Origin of the sequence: Streptomyces sp. NPDC055243, assembly GCF_044544025.1 — a bacterium.
Classification (GTDB): domain Bacteria; phylum Actinomycetota; class Actinomycetes; order Streptomycetales; family Streptomycetaceae; genus Streptomyces.
The window spans coordinates 87,775-108,042 of record NZ_JBITWR010000009.1; the positions used below are offsets into that span (position 1 = coordinate 87,775).

General features: G+C 71.9%; 20 protein-coding genes and 1 pseudogene. 12 read left to right on the forward strand and 9 right to left on the reverse strand.

Features of this window, described 5'->3' with window-relative positions; genetic code table 11:
• Positions 1-16 precede the first annotated feature (16 nt).
• Positions 17-1,120 carry a bifunctional succinyldiaminopimelate transaminase/glutamate-prephenate aminotransferase gene (locus ACIGXX_RS25620; RefSeq protein ID WP_399979116.1) on the forward strand — a complete coding sequence of 368 codons (1,104 nt, stop codon included), beginning with the start codon at positions 17-19 and terminating at the stop codon, positions 1,118-1,120.
• On the opposite strand, the gene ACIGXX_RS25625 is transcribed toward ACIGXX_RS25620, so the two are convergent.
• On the reverse strand, positions 1,033-2,277 hold the full coding sequence (locus tag ACIGXX_RS25625; protein ID WP_351163455.1) for an MFS transporter: 1,245 nt from the start codon (positions 2,275-2,277) through the stop codon (positions 1,033-1,035). The two genes, ACIGXX_RS25620 and ACIGXX_RS25625, sit on opposite strands and share 88 nt — an antisense overlap.
• 82 nt (positions 2,278-2,359) lie before the next feature.
• Here ACIGXX_RS25625 and ACIGXX_RS25630 point away from each other — a divergent pair, with 82 nt between their 5' ends.
• Positions 2,360-3,352 (forward strand): ArsR family transcriptional regulator, encoded by a 993-nt coding sequence (locus ACIGXX_RS25630; protein ID WP_399979482.1) that lies wholly within the window; start codon positions 2,360-2,362, stop codon positions 3,350-3,352.
• Between the two features lie 87 nt (positions 3,353-3,439).
• Here ACIGXX_RS25630 and ACIGXX_RS25635 read toward each other — a convergent pair whose 3' ends face one another.
• Together ACIGXX_RS25635 and ACIGXX_RS25640 are read right to left on the reverse strand one after the other, a co-directional pair.
• On the reverse strand, positions 3,440-3,910 hold the full coding sequence (locus ACIGXX_RS25635) for an ATP-binding protein (RefSeq protein ID WP_351163461.1): 471 nt from the start codon (positions 3,908-3,910) through the stop codon (positions 3,440-3,442).
• Between the two features lie 306 nt (positions 3,911-4,216).
• Positions 4,217-5,122: pseudogene (locus ACIGXX_RS25640) on the reverse strand (heavy metal transporter); the annotation flags it as partial.
• 62 nt (positions 5,123-5,184) lie between these two features.
• On the opposite strand from ACIGXX_RS25640, the gene dapE reads away from it, so the two are divergent.
• Positions 5,185-6,276 carry a succinyl-diaminopimelate desuccinylase gene (dapE, locus tag ACIGXX_RS25645; protein WP_351163467.1) on the forward strand — a complete coding sequence of 364 codons (1,092 nt, stop codon included), beginning with the start codon at positions 5,185-5,187 and terminating at the stop codon, positions 6,274-6,276.
• An 88-nt stretch (positions 6,277-6,364) separates the two neighbouring features.
• On the forward strand, positions 6,365-7,120 hold the full coding sequence (locus ACIGXX_RS25650; protein ID WP_351163470.1) for a TIGR00730 family Rossman fold protein: 756 nt from the start codon (positions 6,365-6,367) through the stop codon (positions 7,118-7,120).
• 49 nt (positions 7,121-7,169) lie between these two features.
• Here the strand turns inward: ACIGXX_RS25650 and folP are convergent, their stop codons facing one another.
• A complete protein-coding gene (folP, locus tag ACIGXX_RS25655; RefSeq protein WP_399979121.1) occupies positions 7,170-8,030 on the reverse strand; it encodes a dihydropteroate synthase in 861 nt (286 codons plus the stop codon).
• A gap of 124 nt (positions 8,031-8,154) precedes the next feature.
• On the opposite strand from folP, the gene ACIGXX_RS25660 reads away from it, so the two are divergent.
• A complete protein-coding gene (locus ACIGXX_RS25660; RefSeq protein ID WP_399979124.1) occupies positions 8,155-8,562 on the forward strand; it encodes a DivIVA domain-containing protein in 408 nt (135 codons plus the stop codon).
• The gene (locus tag ACIGXX_RS25665) at positions 8,559-9,149 is read left to right on the forward strand and encodes a DNA-3-methyladenine glycosylase I (RefSeq protein WP_351163479.1); all 591 of its coding nucleotides are present in this window, start codon (positions 8,559-8,561) and stop codon (positions 9,147-9,149) included. The genes ACIGXX_RS25660 and ACIGXX_RS25665 overlap by 4 nt, the downstream gene beginning before the upstream one ends.
• A 19-nt stretch (positions 9,150-9,168) precedes the next feature.
• On the opposite strand, the gene ACIGXX_RS25670 is transcribed toward ACIGXX_RS25665, so the two are convergent.
• Positions 9,169-9,969, reverse strand: a complete 801-nt coding sequence (locus tag ACIGXX_RS25670) for an enoyl-CoA hydratase-related protein (RefSeq protein ID WP_351163481.1) — start codon at positions 9,967-9,969, stop codon at positions 9,169-9,171.
• A 320-nt stretch (positions 9,970-10,289) separates the two neighbouring features.
• Here ACIGXX_RS25670 and ACIGXX_RS25675 point away from each other — a divergent pair, with 320 nt between their 5' ends.
• Positions 10,290-10,457, forward strand: coding sequence for a DUF3117 domain-containing protein (locus tag ACIGXX_RS25675; protein ID WP_003966491.1), 168 nt, complete (start codon positions 10,290-10,292; stop codon positions 10,455-10,457).
• A gap of 100 nt (positions 10,458-10,557) precedes the next feature.
• Here the strand turns inward: ACIGXX_RS25675 and ACIGXX_RS25680 are convergent, their stop codons facing one another.
• A complete protein-coding gene (locus ACIGXX_RS25680; RefSeq protein ID WP_351164015.1) occupies positions 10,558-11,256 on the reverse strand; it encodes an O-methyltransferase in 699 nt (232 codons plus the stop codon).
• Between the two features lie 153 nt (positions 11,257-11,409).
• On the opposite strand from ACIGXX_RS25680, the gene sigE reads away from it, so the two are divergent.
• From sigE to ACIGXX_RS25705, 5 genes are all read left to right on the forward strand, one after another.
• A complete protein-coding gene (sigE, locus tag ACIGXX_RS25685; RefSeq protein WP_249587925.1) occupies positions 11,410-12,177 on the forward strand; it encodes an RNA polymerase sigma factor SigE in 768 nt (255 codons plus the stop codon).
• The gene (locus tag ACIGXX_RS25690; protein ID WP_351163485.1) at positions 12,174-13,241 is read left to right on the forward strand and encodes a zf-HC2 domain-containing protein; all 1,068 of its coding nucleotides are present in this window, start codon (positions 12,174-12,176) and stop codon (positions 13,239-13,241) included. Before sigE ends, ACIGXX_RS25690 begins: the two co-directional genes overlap by 4 nt.
• Positions 13,242-13,886: 645 nt before the next feature.
• On the forward strand, positions 13,887-15,674 hold the full coding sequence (locus ACIGXX_RS25695; RefSeq protein ID WP_399979130.1) for a trypsin-like peptidase domain-containing protein: 1,788 nt from the start codon (positions 13,887-13,889) through the stop codon (positions 15,672-15,674).
• A gap of 82 nt (positions 15,675-15,756) precedes the next feature.
• Complete coding sequence (locus ACIGXX_RS25700) at positions 15,757-16,230, forward strand: sec-independent translocase (RefSeq protein ID WP_351163491.1); 474 nt, start codon at positions 15,757-15,759, stop codon at positions 16,228-16,230.
• 186 nt (positions 16,231-16,416) lie between these two features.
• On the forward strand, positions 16,417-17,091 hold the full coding sequence (locus tag ACIGXX_RS25705; protein ID WP_351163494.1) for a hypothetical protein: 675 nt from the start codon (positions 16,417-16,419) through the stop codon (positions 17,089-17,091).
• A gap of 79 nt (positions 17,092-17,170) precedes the next feature.
• Here the strand turns inward: ACIGXX_RS25705 and ACIGXX_RS25710 are convergent, their stop codons facing one another.
• From ACIGXX_RS25710 to ACIGXX_RS25720, 3 genes are read right to left on the reverse strand one after another with little or no spacing between them, the layout of a single operon-like run.
• Positions 17,171-18,304, reverse strand: a complete 1,134-nt coding sequence (locus ACIGXX_RS25710; RefSeq protein WP_351163497.1) for an Mrp/NBP35 family ATP-binding protein — start codon at positions 18,302-18,304, stop codon at positions 17,171-17,173.
• A gap of 44 nt (positions 18,305-18,348) precedes the next feature.
• Positions 18,349-18,924 carry a DUF1003 domain-containing protein gene (locus tag ACIGXX_RS25715; RefSeq protein WP_351163500.1) on the reverse strand — a complete coding sequence of 192 codons (576 nt, stop codon included), beginning with the start codon at positions 18,922-18,924 and terminating at the stop codon, positions 18,349-18,351.
• Positions 18,911-20,188 carry a magnesium transporter MgtE N-terminal domain-containing protein gene (locus ACIGXX_RS25720; RefSeq protein WP_351163503.1) on the reverse strand — a complete coding sequence of 426 codons (1,278 nt, stop codon included), beginning with the start codon at positions 20,186-20,188 and terminating at the stop codon, positions 18,911-18,913. Before ACIGXX_RS25720 ends, ACIGXX_RS25715 begins: the two co-directional genes overlap by 14 nt.
• Positions 20,189-20,268 lie beyond the last annotated feature (80 nt).

Consider the following 20,268-nt stretch of genomic DNA (forward strand, 5'->3'; position numbering starts at 1 on the left):
GCACGGGAGTCAGCACGTGTCCGTAGTCTCCGGTCTTACCGGCCGCCTTCCCACCTTCCCCTGGGACAAGCTCGAGCCCTACAAGGCCACGGCGGCCGCCCACCCCGGCGGCATCGTCGACCTGTCGGTGGGCACCCCGGTCGACCCGGTCCCGGAGCTGATCCAGAAAGCGCTGGTCGCGGCGGCGGACTCGCCGGGCTATCCGACGGTTTGGGGCACGCCCGAGCTGCGCGACGCGATCACCGGTTGGTGCGAGCGGCGCCTTGGCGCACGCGACGTGACGCACCGGAACGTGCTGCCGATCGTCGGCTCCAAGGAGCTGGTGGCCTGGCTCCCGACGCAGCTGGGCCTGGGCCCGGGCGACGTCGTCGCCTACCCGCGCCTCGCCTACCCGACGTACGAGGTGGGCGCGCGTCTGGCCCGCGCGGAGTACGTCGCGTACGACGACCCCACCGATCTCGACCCCACGAACCTCAAGCTGCTCTGGCTCAACTCGCCCTCGAACCCCACCGGTCGCGTCCTGTCCAAGGACGAGCTGACCCGCACGGTCGCCTGGGCGCGCGAGCACGGCGTGCTCATCGTGAGCGACGAGTGCTACCTGGAGCTGGGCTGGGACGCGGAGCCCGTCTCGGTCCTGCACCCGGACGTGTGCGGTGGTTCGTTCGAGGGACTCCTCGCCGTCCACTCGCTCTCCAAGCGGTCGAACCTCGCGGGCTACCGAGCCGCGTTCGTCGCCGGTGACGCGGGCGTCCTCGGCGACCTGCTGCAGATCCGCAAGCACGGCGGCATGATGACGTCCGCGCCGACGCAGGCGGCGGTCGTCGCGGCGCTCGGCGACGACCAGCACGTGCGCGAGCAGCGCGAGCGGTACCTGGCCCGGCGCACCGCCCTGCGCGAGGCCCTCCTGAAGCACGGCTTCCGCATCGAGCACAGCGAGGCGAGCCTGTACCTGTGGGCGACCCGCGACGAGTCCTGCTGGGACACCGTCGGGCACCTCGCGGGCCTGGGCATCCTCGTGGCCCCCGGCGACTTCTACGGCCCGGCGGGCGACCGCTTCGTACGTGTCGCGCTGACCGCCACGGACGAGCGGGTGGCCGCGGCGGTCGAGCGGCTCGCCTGAGCCGCTGACCGCAGGCCCGGCGCGAGGGCGAGCGTGACGGCGACGGACGCCATGGCGAGCACGGCCATGGCGGCCGGCGCCGACGTCAGCTGGGCCACCGCGCCCGCGAGCGCGGCGCCCACGCCCTGCATCGTGAGCATCCCGGACGCGTGCAGGCCAAGGGCGTGCCCGCTCGACTCGTCCGGCGTCAGGGCCATCAGCTGCTCCTGGAGCAGCAGGCTCGCCGAGAACCCGACCGAGGCGAGCGCGACCGCCGTCAGCGCGAAGGGCAGCCCCGGCCGCACCGCGAGGAGCAGATACGGGACGGCGAGCAGCAGCCGAAGCGGCGCGGCGAGCCGCTCCCGCCACCGGCGCGACAGGAGCCGTCCGGCGAGCACGTCACCGACGAGCATCCCGAACGCGGCGAAGGCGAAGAGCAGCCCGGCGTCACCGGGCGCGTACGGCACGAAGAGGGACTCGCAGCCGACGATCAGCCCATTGGGCACCCAGAGCGCGAGGTACACCGTGCGGCGGTGTCCGCACGACCACAGCAGCGCGTTCGTGCGCCAGGTCTCGGCGACCGAGGGGCGGCCCGTGGCGCGCGGCGCCCTGCGGCGCAGCCCGCAGCGCGCGACGACCGCCGCCGCGAGGTAGAGACCGGCGCCCGCGAGCAGCGTGCCGCGCGCCGAGAGCGTGGCGACCAGGACGCCGCCGAGCCCGAAGCCGCAGATCTGCATCGTGCCGCCGGACATGTTCAGCACGGAGCGGCCGAGCAGGAAGCCCTCCCTGGCGAGGATCTCGTTCAGCAGCCCGTAGCGCACACCGCCGCCGAGCGAGGACAGCGTCCCAAGGCCCAGGAGCAGCGCGAAGGCGGCCCACAGCGGCAGGCCTGGCAGGGCCTGCGCGGCGGTGGCCACGCCGAAGACCAGCGCGAGGCCCGCCGTCGCGGCGCGCGGCGGCAGCCGGTCGGCGGCCGACAGCAGGGCCGTGGCGCCCAGTACTTGGGCCAGCGAGGGGCCGAACATGCCGAGGGCGGAGAGCAGCGGCGAGCCGGTCCTGTCGTAGATCAGCGTGCCGAGGGCGAGGCCGCTCACCGTCTGGGCCGCCACCTGGAAGGAGGCGGTCAGGAAGAAGGGCGTGAACTCCGGGGTGCGGAAGAGCTCGCGGTAGGTGCGCATGCCGGGAGTCTTCGGGGGCGGCATCCGCAGGCGTTAATGTTTCGCGCGGTGGCGAAAGGTGCGCGGGCAGCGGGGTGGCGGCATGGGCTGGTGGCAGGTCAACGCGGACACCCTCGCGGGCAGCCGCTTCGTCGTCTCGCCGCTGGCCGAGGCCACCGCGAGCCTCTTCTTGCTGGAGCGGCGTTCGGCGACGCATCCGGGGGAGCGGGCCTGGCTCGACGCCCATCTGACCGCCTACCGCGAGCGCCTGGCCGCGGAGCCCGGCCTCGGGGATCTCGTACGGGCCGCGCGCGGCGACCGCACCCGCTGGATCGCTGACTTCCTCACGCCGACGCCCACGGGCGAGGGCGACTCGTCGTCGGCCGACTTCGCCGATGAGCTGGCGCGGGTCCGCGAGACCCCCGACGCGACGGCCCGCGCGCACCTGGCGGTCTCCTTCGGCGGACCGCTCCCGGCACAGCTGCTGCGCGCAGGCCGCTTCGCCGAGCGGCTGGCCGACCTCCTGGAGTGGGTGTGGACTCGGACGGTGCTGCCGCGCTGGCCCCGCGTCCGTACGGTCATCGAGGCCGATGTCGTCGCCCGCACCGCCCAGTTGAGCCAGGGCGGCTGGGCCGAGGCGCTGAACGGCATGCGGCCGGGGATGCGCTGGCTGGGGGAGAGCAGGCTCCAGGTCAACACCCACGACTACCCGCCGCGCGAGATCTCCGGGGCGCGCCTGCTCTTCGTGCCGGTGACGCCGCGGCAGAGCTGGGTGTCGTGGGACGCGGCGGACCGGTACGCGGTGGTGTACCCGTGCTCCGGGGCGCTCGCGGACGCCGACCGGGCGGCAGCGGTGCCGGAGCCGCTGGGCAGGCTCCTGGGGCCGGGGCGGGCGACGGTCCTCGTGCTGCTCGCGGCGCCGAAGAGCACCTCGCAGCTGGTGACGTTGACGGGACAGGGGCTGGGCTCGGTGGGCCGCCACCTGCGGGTGCTGCTGGACGCGGGGCTCGTGCGCAGGCGGCGTACGGGGCGTTCGGTGCTGTATTTCCGTACGGCGGCGGGGGAGGTCCTCGTCGAGGCGCAGGGGGACGGGTGAGGCCGAGGGGGTCGTACGCGAGGGGGGCGTACGCGAGGAGGGCCCGGAGCCAGTGGCTCCGGGCCCTCCTCGTCAGGTGCGCGGCGGTCAGCCGAGCGGCAGGCTCTTGACCGGCAGCTGGTCGGTGGGCAGGCCGCCCTTGGTGACGGAGTCCGTCGGCAGGCCCTCGCCGACGGCGTCGGTGGGCAGACCGCCCTTGGTGGCCGTGCCCGCGGTCTCGCCGACCACGTCACCGGCGTTGCCCGCGAGGTCGCCCGCGGCCTTCTGGGCGACCGGAGTCGTGGTCCTGGCGCCCGAGCCGACGACCTTGCCCGCGGTCGGGACGCCCTTCTTCACGGCCTTGCTGCCGGTCTCACCCGCGAGACCGGTGGTGTTCTGAGCCGCGCCGTCGACGGTGTTGCCCAGACCGGCACCGTCGAGGGCGGTCACGCCGCCCAGGTCGGGGGTGGCCGGAAGTTCGGCGGCGCTTGCGGAGCCGGCCGCACCGACCACGGGAGCCGCCCCCGCTGCGATGAGCAGCGCGGCGCGGGCGATCCGGCGGGTCAGGGGGAGGGACATGATGCTCCTTCAGACGGGAGAGAACGTTGGTGTGTCCGGCCGGATGGGGCCCGGCGCTTGGACGCAGTGACTACCGCTCGAAGCCCTCGAAGGTTGCGGTGGGCCAACGTAAAGAGTTGGCAATGCATCGCATTATCGGCTGTGGATAAAAACGGGCAAATGGATCAGCTCTTGAGGGCCTGCTGAATCGTCAATGCCCTGTGTTCGCAAGGGGTTTGGCGTATGCGGGCCGTGGTGCGCGAAAGTCTGGGCGGCACGTTGCCTGTGCGTGATCGACGTGCCCCGATCGGGTGACCCGCCGTACTGCTGCCCAAGGACGATTCGGACCTCGCCCGCGCCGCTTCCGGCGTCGGGGTGACGGCTGCCCTTGTCCGCCTTGCCCGGCTTGCGCCATTCCTTCCCGGAATCCGTGGCGCTCCACTCCCGGCCGCCGTACGCGACGCGCTCGATGCCGAGCGTGGACGCCTGGGCCACCGCCCAGTGCGCGAGCTCCCAGCCCCGCTGGTCACCGCCGCCCTGCGCGTCCACCGGCACGGTGACCGCGCCGCCGCGGCCGCTCTCCGGCGACACGTCACGGCCGAAGTCCCGGGCCAGGGCGGCCCGCACCTTCGCCGGATCGCCCGGCTCGTCGGCCGTGCGGCCCTCGCAGGTGAGGGTGGCGGGGGCGCGGCCGGTCAGCGCGGCGGCGAGCAGCGCCGCGTCCGGCTCGTGCTTCGCGTACGCCTGGGGGTAGCCGCTGCGCTGCACGCGCTGCGCGGCGACGGTCAGGGGGAGCCGTGAATAGCCCGGGACGTCCTTCAGGTGGGCGTAGAAGCGCGCCGCCGAGTAGGCGGGGTCCATGATCTGCTTCTCGTTGCCCCAGCCCTGCGAGGGCCGCTGCTGGAAGAGGCCGAGCGAGTCCCGGTCGCCGTGGCTGATGTTGCGCAGGCCCGACTCCTGAAGGGCCGTCGCCAGGGCGATCGTGACCGCGCGCTCCGGCATGCCGCGGGAGGTGCCCACGGCGGCGACCGTCGCCGCGTTCTCGGCCTGCTCGGCGCCGAATTCGTACGACGCCCCGTCCCCGTTGCCCGAGACGACCTGGCAGCGGGGGGCGGCCTTGCCCCCGAAGACGTACTGCACCACCACATAGGCCACGAGCGCGCAGAGGACCGCGACGGCGGCCCCGATACGGAGGAGGCGGCCGCGCCGGACGAGGGTGGGGGGCTCAGGCACGCGACCAAGGTACTGGAGGTCACCGACAGGGCGGTGGGCCGAGGGGCGTTAGGGTCGAAGCCATGGCCCAGACCTCACACGATCCGTCGCTCGACCTCACGCTCGACGCCGCCGCGCTCACCGCCCAGCTGGTCGATTTCCCCTCGCCGAGCGGCCAGGAGAAAGCCCTCGCCGACGCCATCGAGACGGCCCTGCGCCGCCTGCCGCACCTCACGGTGGACCGGCACGGCAACAACGTGGTGGCGCGCACGAACCTGGGCCGGGCCGAGCGCGTGATCCTCGCCGGGCACATCGACACGGTCCCGATCGCGGACAACGTGCCCTCCCGCCTGGACGAGGACGGCGTCCTGTGGGGCTGCGGCACCTGCGACATGAAGTCGGGCGTCGCGATCCAGCTGCGCATCGCGCAGACCGTGACCGAGCCGAACCGCGACCTCACCTTCGTCTTCTACGACAACGAAGAGGTCGCCGCCCACCTGAACGGCCTCGGCCACGTCGCCGACGCGCACCCCGACTGGCTCGCGGGCGACTTCGCGATCCTCCTGGAGCCCACGGACAACCAGGTCGAGGGCGGCTGCCAGGGCACGCTGCGGGTCCTCCTGAAGACGAAGGGCACGCGCGCGCACTCCGCGCGCGCGTGGATGGGCTCGAACGCGATCCACAAGGCCGCGCCGATCCTGGCGAAGCTCGCCGCGTACGAGCCGCGCAAGCCGGTCGTCGACGGCCTCCAGTTCCACGAGGGACTCAACGCCGTGCGCGTCGAGGGCGGCGTCGCCACCAACGTCATCCCGGACGAGTGCACGGTCGTCGTGAACTTCCGCTACGCGCCGGACCGCAGCGAGGAGGAGGCGCTCGCCTTCGTGCGCGAGTACTTCGCCGACTGCGAGATCGACGAGTTCATCGTCGACGACCACACGGGCGGGGCGCGCCCCGGCCTCGACCACCCCGCCGCCGCGGCCTTCATGGCGGCGGTCGGCGGCGAGGCGAAGCCCAAGTTCGGCTGGACGGACGTCTCGCGCTTCAGCGCGCTGGGCGTGCCCGCGGTGAACTACAGCCCGGGCGACCCGCTGCTCGCCCACAAGATCGACGAGCGCGTGCGGGTCTCGCTGATCCCGGAGGCCGAGAAGCGGCTGAGCGCCTGGCTGACATCCTGAGTTCCGTTGAGGATGCGACGCCTGTAACGCCCGTAGACCTACGCTGAAGCGGCACGTCGAGCAAGACCGTCAGCGGAAGGGGACGTTCATGGGTAGTCCAGAAGGGCAGGGCCCGCCGGAGGAGCAGCACTTGGGGCCCGTGGTGCGGCGGCGTGAGCAGATCACCCCCGGCACCACCGACCAGCGGCTCCTCGACACCGACGCCGAGGGCGAGTCGGAGTGGGTGCACACAGACCCCTGGCGGGTCATGCGCATCCAGTCCGAGTTCGTGGAAGGCTTCGGCGCGCTCGCCGAACTCCCCAGCGCCATCAGCGTCTTCGGCTCGGCGCGCACGCCGGTCGGCTCGCCCGAGTACGAAGCGGGCGTCCGCATCGGCAAGGCGCTGGTCGACGCGGGCTTCGCCGTGATCACCGGGGGCGGCCCCGGCGCCATGGAGGCGGCCAACAAGGGAGCGCGCGAGGCCAAGGGCGTCTCCGTGGGCCTGGGCATCGAGCTGCCCTTCGAGCAGGGCCTCAACGAACACGTCGATATCGGCGTGAACTTTCGCTACTTTTTTGTGCGAAAGACAATGTTTGTGAAGTATGCGCAAGGCTTCGTGGTCCTGCCCGGCGGCCTCGGCACCCTGGACGAGCTCTTCGAGGCCCTCACCCTCGTCCAGACCCGCAAGGTGACCCGCTTCCCGATCGTCCTCTTCGGGTCGGCGTACTGGGGCGGGCTCGTCGACTGGCTGCGCGACACGGTGGTCGCGGGCGGCAAGGCGTCCGAGCACGACCTGCACCTCTTCCACATCACGGACGACGTGGACGAGGCGGTCACCCTGGTGACCAAGGAAGTCGGGCGCTAGCTCGCCGCGCCTCGCCGGGCGGGCTCTCCTCGGCCCGCCCGGCCGGGTCCTACGCCAGCCCCCGGCGGGCGACGGCCGGGGCCCGGTGCCCGGCGATGGTCGCGACCATGTCCAGGATCTGCCGGGTCTCGGCGACCTCGTGCACCCGGTACACCTGAGCCCCCAGCCACGCCGACACCGCGGTGGTGGCCAGCGTCCCCACCACGCGCTCCTTGACCGGCTTGTCGAGCGTCTCCCCGACGAAGTCCTTGTTGGACAGCGACACCAGGACGGGCCACCCGGTCTCCACCATCTCCCCGAGCCGCCGCGTCGCCTCCAGCGAATGCCGGGTGTTCTTCCCGAAGTCGTGCCCGGGGTCGATCATCACGGACTCACGCGGCACCCCGAGCTCGACCGCGCGCTTGGCCAGGCCGAGGGTGACCGAGAGGATGTCGGCCATGACGTCCTCGTACGTCACCCGATGCGGTCGGGTCCGCGGCTCGGCGCCACCGGCGTGCGTGCACACCAGGCCCGTGCCGTAGCGCGCCGCCACCTCCGCGAGCCGGGGGTCGACCCCGCCCCACGCGTCGTTCAGGAGATCGGCGCCCGCCTCGCAGACCGCCTCGCCGACGTCGTGCCGCCAGGTGTCGACGCTGATGACGACGTCGGGGAACCGCTTGCGCACCTCGGCGACGAAACCGACCGTCCGCCGGGCCTCCTCCCGCGCCGTGACCTCCTCACCGGGACCGGCCTTGACCCCACCGATGTCGATGATGGCGGCGCCCTCCGCCACCGCCTGCTCCACGCGGGCGAGCGCGGGCTCGTCGCGGAACGTGGCGCCCTGGTCGTAGAAGGAGTCAGGGGTCCGGTTCACGATCGCCATGATCACCGGCTCGTGCGCGTCGAATTCACGCCTGCCAAGCCTGAGCATCCCCTGTGAACCTCCTCCGTCGGTGCCGTGGTCCGGCCGCCTGCGACCTTAACTGTCACAGCCGCATGGCACGATCAGACCCTGACAGTTTGAACACGGCAGTCGAGCGTGGGGGCCTGAAGAGATGGTCTTGTTCTTGTTCCTGGTCATCGCCCTCGTCGTGGTGGTCGGCGCGGTGACGCTGGCCGTGGTCGGCGGCGGGGAGCGCGCCGCGCTGCCCGACGTGCCGGCCGAGCGGTTCGCCGACCCGCTGCCCCCCGACCGCGCCCTGCGCCGCGCGGACGTGGAGGCCCTGCGCTTCCCGCTCACTCTGCGCGGCTATCGCATGGCGGACGTGGACGACGCCCTGGGCCGCCTCGCCGCCGAACTGGCCGAGCGCGACGCCCACATCGCGGAGCTCGAGGCGGCGCTCGCCGGCGCCCAGGCCACCGCGGTCGGCGGCCCCGGCCTCCTCAAGACGCACGCCCCGCCGACGTTGACCCAGGACCAGGACACTCCGAAGGACGCGGCCGAAGAGGAGAACGACCAGTGAGCGGCGACGCGGTGGCGGGCCCGGACGGCAGACTGCGCTGCCCCTGGGGACTTTCGACCGAGGACTACGTGGCGTACCACGACGAGGAGTGGGGCCGCCCGGTCCACGGCGACGACGCGCTGTACGAACGGCTCTGCCTGGAGGCCTTCCAGTCGGGCCTCTCCTGGATCACGATCCTGCGCCGCCGCGAGGGCTTCCGCGCCGCCTTCGCCGGCTTCCGGATCGACGAGGTCGCCCGGTTCACGGACGCCGACCGGGAGCGGCTGCTCGCCGACCCCGGCATCATCCGCAACCGCGCCAAGGTCGACGCGACCCTCGCCAACGCGCGCGTGCTCGCCGACTGGGCCGAAGGCGATCTCGACGAGCTGATCTGGTCGCACGCCCCGGACCCCGCTTCCCGCAAGGCCCCGGGCGCGCTGGCCGACGTACCGGCCATCACGCCCGAGTCCACGGCCCTGTCCAAGGAGCTGAAGAAGCGCGGCATCCGATTCGTCGGCCCCACCACGGCGTATGCCCTGATGCAGGCCTGCGGCCTGGTGAACGACCACCTGGAGGACTGCGTGATCCGCGTCCCCCAGGGCCGCTAGGGGCCCTGGGAGCGCCGCTCTAGCGGCCGAGGTACTTGGGCTTGGCCTTGTCCAGGAACGCCTGGACGGCGATCGCGTGGTCCTCGGACGCGCCCGCCTTCGCCTGGAGTTCGTCCTCCTTCTCCAGGGCCTCCTCCAGGGTGTGGCCCGCCGCGTAGGCGAGGGACTCCTTGAGGGCCCCGTAGGCGAGCGTCGGGCCCTCGGCCAGGGTGCGGGCCACCTTCAGGGCCTCGGCGGCCAACTCGGCCTCCGGGACGACCTTGTTGGCGATGCCCAGGTCGTACGCCTCCTGTGCGCCGATGTTGCGCGGGAACAGCAGCAGGTCGGCGGCGCGGCCGGGGCCGATCACGCGCTGCAGCGTCCAGGAGACGCCCGAGTCGGCGGTCAGCGCGACCCCGGCGAAGGACGTGTTGAACCGCGCGGTGTCCGCGACGATCCGGTAGTCGGCGGCGAGCGCGAAGCCGAGTCCCGCACCGGCCGCGACGCCGTTGACGCCCGCGACGACCGGCTTGGCCATTCCGGTGAGCGCGCGCAGGACGGGGTTGTAGTGCTCCCGCACCGTGCTCATCGTCTGTCCGGTGCCCGCCGCGCGGTCCGCCATGAGGGAACCCACGTGTTCTTTCAGGTCCTGTCCCACACAGAAGGCGCGCCCGGTCGCGGTGAGCAGGACGGCGCGGACCGCGGGGTCCGACTCGGCCGACCGCACCGCCTCCCGCAGAGCGACCTTGGCCTCGACGTTCATCGCGTTCATCGCCTCGGGGCGGTTGAGCGTGATGGTCGCGAGCCCGTCGCTCACCTCGTAGAGCACGGTGTCGGCCATGGTGAATCCCCTCCAGTGGTCCTGCGCCGGTCATCTTTGTCCGAGCCCAGCATGACGGAGATCATCGGGCTCCGACATGAGGGGAGATATGTGACCTGCGTCAAAGAATTCCTGGGCCTGGGGGCGTAAGAGGCGGCGCAGTATCGCAGCCACATCGCCGAATTGAGTGGTTTTGCGGGCGCGCGTTGCGCAAGCGATGCAGACCGATGTTGGTCATCGGGTCCTGCCATGCGGGATAATGGCCTGGAAGCAATGTGTTCGATGCCGGTGACACCTGGGTTGTCGGCTGCGATGAGCTGGTTTCAGGAAGGGGAACGAGCATGGCGGCCATGAAGCCGCGGACGGGCGACGGCCCGCTCGAGGTGACCAAGGAGGGGCGGGGCATCGTCATGCGCGTTCCGCTCGAAGGCGGCGGACGACTTGTCGTCGAACTGACTCCGGACGAGGCCGATGCACTCGGCGACGCCCTGAAGAAGGTCGTCGGCTGACGCGGAAGCGCCCACACTTTTTCACTGCCCCGGCATCGTAAAGACATGCCGGGGCAGTGCTATGTCCGGGGTGCCCGCGGGGCCGGGGCGCACGCGGCGGTCAGCGTTTGACGGCGCAGAGCAGCCCGTCGCCCACCGGGAGCAACGACGGCATCAGGTCCTGGCTCTCGCGCACGGTGCGCAGCAGGTCACGAATGTGCAGCACATCGGCGGGCTGCGGACCGGAGTCGACGGTCCGGCCGTCGGCGAAGACGCCCTCGAAGCAGACGAGCCCGCCGGGGCGCAGCAGGCGCAACGATTCAGCGAGGTAGTCCAGGTACTCCGTGCGGTCGCCGTCACAGAACACGAGGTCGTAGCCGCCGTCCGCGAGCCGCGGCAGTACGTCGAGTGCGCGGCCGGGGATGAAGCGCGCGCGGTTGCCGGCGAACCCGGCGGCGCGGAAGGCCTCGCGCGCGAACTGCTGGCGGTCGGGCTCGGGGTCGACGGTGGTCAGGACGCCGTCGGGCCGCATCCCGTGCAGCAGATGGAGCCCGGACACGCCCGTGCCCGTCCCGATCTCGGCGACGGCCTTGGCGTCCGCCGTGGCGGCCAGCATGCGCAGCGCGGCGCCGGTACCGGGAGACACCGAGGGCAGGCTCGCGTCCAGGGCCCGGTCACGGGCCCAGCGTGTGGCCTCGTCCTCGGCGACAAAGGCGTCGGCGAACGCCCAGCTCGTCTGCCGGTTGCCGGTAATGGCCCTCTCCTGTCCCCGTGGATGCCTGGCCGTGACTGTATCCGTTGGGGGTGGGAACCCGCAGATGGGACCGGGCGTTTAGTAGGGGTAGGCAGACGCCGGGGGTAACGAATGGATCAAGACTGGCTGCGGGCCCTTCGACCAGGCAGGACAGCTGGCAGGAAGCCCGTACCAAATTCCAGTAAAAACGCTTATCCGGAGCTAACGGGCGAGGTGGTTATGGTAGGGGCTCCACTGGACACCACCAGAGCCGACAGGGGAGGTGCGGCTGCGTCCGCGGATCGGGGAGGAGCGCTGAGGCGCTTTCTCGGGTTGGCGGGTGAGCCGAAATCCGTGACCGACACCGCTGACCGATTCCACACCGCCAGCTCCGCTCAGACCGCGACCTTTGCCGCTGATGCGGAATCGCAGGCGTGGACTCCGCCCACTTGGGAGGAGATCGTCAGCACGCACAGCGGACGGGTCTATCGCCTGGCGTACCGCCTCACCGGCAATCAGCACGACGCCGAGGACCTCACGCAAGAGGTCTTCGTCCGTGTCTTCCGGTCCCTGTCGACGTACACGCCCGGCACCTTCGAGGGCTGGCTGCACCGCATCACCACGAACCTCTTCCTGGACATGGTGCGCCGCAAGCAGCGCATCCGCTTCGACGCCCTCGGCGACGACGCGGCCGAGCGCCTCCCCAGCCGCGAGCCCTCCCCGCAGCAGGTCTTCAACGACACGCACTTCGACGCGGACGTGCAGCAGGCGCTCGACACCCTCGCTCCCGAGTTCCGTGCCGCGGTGGTCCTGTGCGACATCGAAGGTCTCTCGTACGAGGAGATCGCCGCGACCCTGGGCGTCAAGCTGGGCACGGTCCGCAGCCGTATCCACCGTGGCCGCTCGCAGTTGCGCAAGGCCCTTCAGCACCGGTCGCCCGAAGCCCGCGCCGAGCGCCGCTCGCTCGCAGGAGCCGTGGCGCTGGGAGGAGGGGGCGCGACCGCGTGAGTGGATCACGGTCGAATCCTGCCGAGCGGCATCTGGCCGAGCAGCATCTGGGGGACCGACTCGCCGCCCTGGTGGACGGTGAGTTGGGCCATGACGCGCGTGAGCGGGTCCTCGCTCATCTCGCGACCTGTCCGAAGTGCAAGACCGAGGCCGACGCGCAGCGCCGGCTCAAGAGTGTTTTCGCGGAGGTGGCCCCGCCTCCTCCCTCCGAGAGTTTCCTGGCGCGCCTTCAAGGCCTTCCCGGCGGCGGAAGCGAGCCCCCCTCCGGTCCCGGACGCCCCGGAAGCGGCGGCTTCGCCACCGCCGACACCGAGTCAGGGCTGCCCCCCACCGGAATCTTCGGCGTGAAACCCGAGACCTTCGGCTATGCGCCGTCGGGTACCCATGCCGCGGTGCTGCCGAGCACGGGGCGCGGTTTCCGCATCCATGACGAGAGCCGGCACGACGTCGGTCGTCACGAGGCCGAGCGTTCGCTGTGGCTGGGGCGGCGGTTCGCCTTCGCCGCCGCCGGTGCGGTGTCGCTGGCCGCGATAGCGCTGGGCGGTGTCACGACGGGCATTCCCGCCGACCCCGGTGAGCCGCGCGCGGGCGCGGGCAGCAGCAACAGCACGGGCAGTGGCAACGGCTCGGGCAGCGGCAACAGCAACGCGTCGCCGATGCGTTCGCAGGGTTCGGGTGTCACCACGGCTCCCGACTCCGTCCGCCGCCGCGGCGGCGGGCCGCTCACCGTGCAGGGCCAGCGGCCTGGCGTCCTCGCGGCGCCGGTCGCGCCGACCCAGGCGACCGGTCCCCTGCTGCCCGGGGTGCCCGTGCGGGGCCCTCGCATCCAGCAGCCCGAGCCCGTGTCCGCCCGGCACGAGGTGACGGCGCCGATGCTGACCGGCGCGGCGATCATGTCTCCTCTGATACGTCCGGTCTCTCCCGTGACACCCGCGGGCACGTCCCCGGTCGGCGCCGTGTCGACTCCGGGCGGCGTGGCTTCGGGCGGCGGGGCGGACCCGAAGCGCACCGCGGCGTCCTCGCCCGTCGAGGGCGCGCTGCAGGGGACCGCGCGGATCCGCTGACGTGCTCTGCGCTTCGGCGGGGGAACCTGGTTGAATCCTGGGTGGGCCGTGCCTGCCCGAGGCTTGTGGCGGGCGCGGAGTTGAGCACGTGATCGGCGTCCGCCGTAGGCCAGGTGTGGGGAGAGCATGGACGAGGGCAAGCCCACGAAGGCGAAGTGGTGGAGCCGCCCCAGGTCGGCGTCCGCGCCTGACGGAACTGGGGCGGAGCGGGGCGGCCCCGACGGGGAGATAGGCACCACCGGGGAGACCGGAGGAGCGGAGGACGCGTCCGGCGACTTCACCTTGGCGGCGGCAACCCCACCCGAGACAACCGCAGAGCCCCGCCGGCCTGCCGTCGGCTCCACCGAGGCGGGCCCGCCTGCTGTTGGCTCCGCGGATGTGTATCCGTCTGTTGAGGTGCCTGGCTCGGCCGAGGGGCCGTCGCCTGCTGCCAGCTCTACCGGGGTACGTCCGCCTGCCGCTGCGGCTGGCTCCACCGAGGTGCGGTCACCTGCTGCGGCTGGCTCCGCTGAGGGGCGTCCGCCTGTAGTCGACTCCGCCGAGATGGGCCCGCCAGCAGTCGGCTCCGCCGATGTACGTCAGTCTGCTGCGGTGCCTGGCTCTACCCAGGTGGGTCCGCCTGCTGCGGTCCCTGGCTCGGCTGAGATGCCGTCGCCTGCTGCCGGGTCCGGCTCGGCTGAGGTGCCTCCGCCCGCAGCCGGGCCCAGCTCCGCTGAGGTGCCGTCACCCGCAGCCGGGCCCAGCTCCGCTGAGGTGCCGTCACCCGCAGCCGGGCCCAGCTCCGCTGAGGTGCCGTCACCCGCACCCGCACCCGCGTCCGACGCCGCCCTCGGTAGCCCGGCCCCTAGTGACCCTGCCGCAGGTGGCCCCGCTCCGGGGAGCCTTGCTCCGGTCGATCCGGCCCCCGCCGACCGCCCCCGCCCGCTGCACGACCCCGATCCGTACAGCACGCCGCCCTACGGCGAGCCGGGGCCCTGGGCCCCCGCCCCGCCCGTGCAGCACCCGGCGACCACCCCGGCGCACGGCACGCAGCTCCCGGCCGCGGACCACAGCGGAACCCCGCCCCACGGCACCCCCGGCCCGGCTCCGGCCCACGGCACCCCGCACCCTCTGCCCCCGCAGGCCCACTCGGCCCAGCCCCCGCAGCCCGCACCCCAGCCTCAGTCCCACCCGGCCCCACAGCCCCAGCAGGCGCACCCGCAGCCCTCTCCCCAGGTCCAGCCCCACCAGCAGGCCGCCGGGCCTCCACGTCAGCCCTACGACCCCTGGAACGCCCCCCTCCAGCAGAGCGGTGCCGTTCCCGTCGACAGGGAGAAGGAGCGGAAGCGGACGCGGCGGATCATCCTGGTCGGGATCACCGTCATCACCCTCGTGGCCGGTGGCATCGGCGGAGCCCTCGGCGCCTACCTGGAGCGGAACGCCGGTGTCTCGGACATCGAGCTGCCGCAGGCGGACTCGCAGGGCAAGGACCGCGCCAAGGACAGCGTCGCCGGGATCGCGGCGAGGTCGCTGCCCGGCGTGGTGACCCTGCACGTCAGCGGCGACGACGCACAGGGCACCGGCACCGGCTTCGTGCTCGACGGCAAGGGCCACATCCTCACCAACAACCACGTGGTCGAGCCCGCCGGGACCGGCGGCGAGATATCGGTGACCTTCAGCGGCGGCGAGAGCGCCAAGGCGGAGGTCATCGGACGCGACTCCGGGTACGACCTCGCCGTGGTCAAGGTCTCCGGCGTGCGCGGACTCAAGCCGCTGCCCCTCGGCAACTCCGAGAACGTCCAGGTGGGCGACCCCGTGGTGGCCATAGGCGCCCCGTTCGACCTGGAGAACACCGTCACCTCCGGCATCATCAGCGCCAAGGAGCGCCCCATCACCGCGGGCGGCGAGAAGGGCGACGGCAGCGACGTCGGCTACGTCGACGCACTCCAGACCGACGCACCCATCAACCCGGGCAACTCCGGCGGCCCGCTGGTCGACTCCGACGCCCGCGTCATCGGCATCAACAGCGCCATCCGCTCCGCCGACGACAGCTCGGCGCCCGGCGGCGGCCAGGCGGGTTCCATCGGCCTCGGCTTCGCCATCCCCATCAACCAGGGCAAGCGCGTCGCCGAGGAGCTGATCAACACCGGCAAGGCCACGCACCCTGTGATAGGCGTCACGCTCGACATGGAGTACACGGGCGACGGCGCCCGCGTCGGCGAGAAGGGCAAGGACGGCGGCCCCGCCGTGAACGAGGGCGGCCCCGGCGACCGTGCCGGGATCAAGCCGGGCGACGTCATCACCGCGGTGGACGGCCGGCGCATCCACTCCGGGGACGAGCTCATCGTCAAGATCCGCGCCCACCGCCCGAAGGACCGCCTCGAATTGACGCTCCAGCGCGCGGGAAAGGACCGGAAAGTGACGCTCGTGCTCGGAGCGTCGGACGGCAGCTGATCCACGTCTGTCGCCCAGCGGCTACCGGACGGACAGGAACGCCGGGTACCGTGGACCCGGTCCGGATGGCAAGGAGCTCAAGGTGTTCTCAGACATTGGCCCGCTCGAGGTAGTGGCGCTGATCATCCTCGCCGTGCTCGTTTTCGGCCCGGACAAGCTGCCCAAGCTGATTCAGGACGCCTCGCGGACCATCCGTAAGATCCGCGAATTCTCGGACAGCGCCAAGGCGGATATCCGCAGTGAACTCGGCCCGGAATTCAAGGACTTCGAGTTCGAGGACCTGAATCCGAAGACCTTCATCCGCAAGCAGCTCGACAACGACGAGCTGGGCCTGAAGGAAATCCGCAACGGCTTCGACCTCAAGAAGGAGATGGCCGAGGTCACGGACGCCGTGAACGGGCGCGAGAGTGAATCCGCCGAAGGCTCGGACAGCGGGTCGGGCGCGACCGGCGGCCGCATCGACATGGCCAAGAAGGACGGCCGCATCGACATGGAGAAGAACCCCGAGAAGGCCGCGCCCGCCGACCACCCGCCGTTCGACGCGGACGCCACCTGACCTCCTCGGAGGCACCCGCCGCAGGCGCCTGAGCACGTCCCGGGGTACTCCCTTTGAGACACCCGTCCGCCTACCGGTGTCCCAGCTTCCGGAACGGGTGTGGCTATCCTGCCTTGTTGTCCGGCTGAGGACGCCCGAGGGGGGCGGGCCCTGCGGACCGATGAGAACGAGGAGGCGGCCGGGTACATGGAGACGACAAGTCGCGTAGGCGCACAGGCGCCGGCCGCGGACGGCACCGCAGAAGCGATGCCTGCCGCTGCCCGGCGCACGGTCGACAGCTATCTGCTGGCGCCCTTTCCCTGGTACGGCCTGGACGAGGCCTTCACGGGTGAGCGCTGGCTGATGCAGGTCGGCACCGCCGCGGACGGCGCGGTGGAGCACGGCTCCATCGGGCACGGCGATGAGCCGTCGGTACGGAGTGACGGGCCCTTCGGGAACAGCGACAAGGAGCGCTTCGCCGTCGTGGTGACCGTCGCGGCCAACCCGGTGCGACGCAGCCCGGACGGCACGGGCCTTCTTGAGGCGACCTCGGTGTCGTCCGCGGCCTGGCTCGCCGGAGTGGGGCTGCTGTCCTTCACCTGGCCCAACCAGATGGACCACAGCCTGCGTGACGACTGGCTGGACCAGCAGACCGAGACGGCCTGGGTCCTCGCGGACGATCTTCAGGGCGACGACTGGTCGACGCTCTCGCTCCCGGTGGACGGGGTGCCGACCTCGTTCCACTACCGCGAGTCCGAGTTCGGCTGGGTGCTGGCCGGCTCCACCGAGCAGGGCGTCCACCTGGGCGCCTACGGGCGCGGCATGAGCGCGTACGGCCTGGGCTTCTCCGGGGTCAAGGACATCCACGAGTACGCCTCCTAGCGCCTCCCACACGCACGTACGCCGATGGGGGCGCCGCTCACGAAGAGCGGCGCCCCCATCGGCGTACGGCAGGGAAGGCTCAGAACTTGTTGCGCGGGGTGATCCCCAGGGTCATGCCCGCGAGGCCGCGCTGGCGGCCGCCCAGCTTGCCCGCGATCGTGCGCAGCGCCGACCCTGCCGGGGAGTCCGGGTCCGTCAGGACGACCGGCTTGCCCTCGTCGCCGCCCTCGCGCAGGCGGACGTCGATCGGGATGGAGCCGAGGACCGGGACATTGGCGCCGGTGGTCTTCGTGAGGCCCTCGGCGACGCGCTGGCCGCCACCCGTGCCGAAGACGTCGACCATCTCGCCGCAGTGCGGGCAGGGCAGGCCCGCCATGTTCTCGACGACGCCGACGATCTTCTGGTGAGTCTGCACCGCGATGGAGCCCGCGCGCTCGGCGACCTCGGCCGCGGCCTGCTGGGGCGTCGTCACGACGAGGATCTCGGCGTTCGGGACCAGCTGGGCCACGGAGATGGCGATGTCGCCGGTGCCCGGGGGCAGGTCGAGGAGCAGGACGTCCAGGTCGCCCCAGAAGACGTCCGCGAGGAACTGCTGGAGGGCACGGTGGAGCATCGGGCCGCGCCACACGACCGGGGCGTTGCCCGGCGTGAACATGCCGATCGAGATGACCTTCACGCCGTGCGCCGACGGCGGCATGATCATGTCCTCGACCTGGGTGGGCTTGCCGTCGGCGCCCAGCATCCGGGGCACGGAGTGGCCGTAGATGTCCGCGTCCACGACGCCGACCTTCAGGCCGTCCGCCGCCATCGCGGCCGCGAGGTTCACCGTCACCGAGGACTTGCCGACGCCGCCCTTGCCGGACGCGACGGCGTAGACACGGGTCAGCGAGCCGGGCTTGGCGAAGGGCACCTCGCGCTCGGCGGTGCCGCCGCGCAGTGCGCTCGCCAGCTCCTTGCGCTGCTCGTCGCTCATCACGTCGAGGGTGACGTCGACGTGCGTGACGCCCTCGACGGCGGCGACCGCGTCGGTCACGTTCTTCGTGATGGTCTCGCGCATCGGGCACCCGGAGACCGTGAGGTACACGGTGACCGCTACCACCCCATCAGGGGAGATATCTACCGATTTGACCATCCCCAACTCGGTGATCGGTCGGTGGATCTCGGGGTCGTTCACCGTCGCCAGTGCTTCACGCACCGCGTCTTCCGTAGCCATACGACCGATAGTACGGCGCGGTAACCCTGCCCCGGAAAGGGCCGTCAACGGTCGCCTACATCACGCCCGCCGCTCTCCTCGGACGGGAATACCACGCGGCTCCCCTTCCGCTGCTCCTCCAGCTCCTTGACCAGGTCCTGGAGCTCCGAACGGATCCAGTCGCGGGTGGCCACCTCGCCCAGGCCCATGCGCAGCGAGGCGATCTCACGGCTGAGATATTCGGTGTCCGCGATGGAGCGCTCGTTCTGTTTGCGGTCCTGTTCGAGATTGACCCGGTCCCGGTCGTCCTGCCGGTTCTGCGCGAGCAGGATCAGGGGAGCCGCGTAGGACGCCTGCAAGGACAGCGCGAGGGTCAGGAACAGGAACGGGAACGGGTCGAAGCGCAGCGCCTGCGGCGCCCAGACGTTCCAGGCGACCCACACGATGATGGTGATCGTCATCCAGACGATGAAGCGCCCGGTGCCCAGGAACCGCGCGATCCGCTCCGAGAGCCGCCCGAAGGCCTCGGGGTCGTACTCCGGAAGCAGCTTGCGGCGCGGCGGCCGCGGCTGGTCGAGCCGGAAGCGCGGAGCGGTCCGCGGCTCGACGCGGCTGTCCCGCTCCCGGTCAGCCGGCGCCATGAGGTGTTCCCTCCTCCTGGTGGAACTCGGTCTCGCGCCAGTCGTCCGGCAGCATGTGGTCGAGCACGTCGTCGACGGTGACCGCACCGAGCAGCGAGCCGCCCTCGTCGACCACAGGGGCCGCCACCATGTCGTACGTGGCGAAGAACCCGGCGACCTGAGGCAGCGCGGTCTGCGGCAGCAACGTCTGCAGATCGTCGTCGAGGATCGAGCTGACCAGCGTGAACGGCGGATCGCGCAGCAGCCGCTGGAAGTGCACGGTGCCCAGGTACTTGCCCGTCGGCGTCTCGTCCGGCGGACGGCACACGTAGACCTGCGCGGCGAGCGCGGGGGAGAGGTCCTGCTGGCGCACCCGCGCCAGGGCGTCGGCGACCGTCGCGTCGGGCCGCAGCACGATCGGCTCGGTCGTCATCAGACCGCCGGCGGTGCGCTCCTCGTACGCCATCAGGCGCCGCACGTCGGCGGCGTCGTCCGGCTGCATCAGGGTGAGGAGGCGCTCCTTGTCGTCCTCGGGCAGCTCGGCGAGCAGGTCGGCGGCGTCGTCCGGGTCCATCGCCTCCAGGACGTCGGCCGCGCGCTCCTCCTTGAGCTTGCCGAGGATCTCGATCTGGTCGTCCTCGGGGAGCTCTTCGAGGACGTCGGCCAGCCGGTCGTCGTCGAGCGCGGCCGCCACCTCGGCCCGCCGCTTGGGCGAGAGGTGGTGCAGCACGTTGGCGAGGTCGGCGGGGCGCAGCTGCTCGAAGGTGGCGAGCAAACTCTCGGCGCCCTGCCCGTGCTCCTCCAGCGAGAAGCCGTCGACGGCCGACCACTCGACGGTGAGCGTCTCGCCCTTGCGCCGGAAGGTGCCGCCCTTCCCCTTGCGTACGAAGATGCGGTCGATCTCCCAGTCGCGGCGGGCCGGCAGCTGCTGCACCGACACGTCGAGGACCGTCACCTCCTCGTCCGACTCCACGAGCCTGACCCGCCGGTCGAGCATCTCGCCGAGCACGAGCCGCTCGGTGGGCCGCTGCTCGAAGCGCCGCACGTTCAGTACGCCGGTGGTGATGACCTGGCCCGTCTCGATGCCGGTCACCCGGGTCATGGGCAGGAAGATGCGGCGCCGCGTGGACAGCTCGACGACGAGGCCGAGCAGCCGGGGCGGCCTGCGCTGCACCCGGAGCGTCGCCACCAGGTCGCGCACCCGGCCGACCTGGTCGCCGTTCGGGTCGAAGACGGCGGTACCCGCCAGATGCGAGACGAAGACCCGGGAGGCGGTTGCCGCCATCTCGCGTGCCTCCCTTGCTCATAGCGTGCTCGTAGCGTTTTTTGTGCCGTTCTGTCGGGCAATGCGGGCTTCAGGCTAGC